Annotated in this window: 1 protein-coding gene; it reads right to left on the reverse strand. The window is 54.2% G+C overall.

What is annotated here, in order from left to right; translation table 11 throughout:
* The coding region (locus V5P19_RS23520; protein WP_334407957.1) for an alanine racemase at positions 1–275 on the reverse strand (275 nt) is incomplete at both ends.

The following is a 275-nucleotide window of genomic DNA, read 5'->3' on the forward strand; positions in this document are numbered from 1 at the left end:
GGTTAGTGACATCACTGGCTGACAGCCAAAATCGGCACCGGTGGAGCGATCTTCCAGCGGCGAGACGCCATAAAGAATGATGCCCGGGCGCACCCAGTCAAAATGCGACTGTGGCCACAGCAGAATGCCACCCGATGCGGCAATGGAACGTTGACCAGGTTTGCCTTCGCAAAAGGTATTAAAGATAGCGAGTTGTTTCTCGGTTGCGCCACATTTTGGTTCATCCGCGCGCGCAAAATGGCTGACGATATTCACCGGCTGACGAACGTTTTTGC

Source organism: Enterobacter sp. UNJFSC 003 (genome assembly GCF_036903355.1).
Classification (GTDB): Bacteria; Pseudomonadota; Gammaproteobacteria; order Enterobacterales; family Enterobacteriaceae; genus Enterobacter.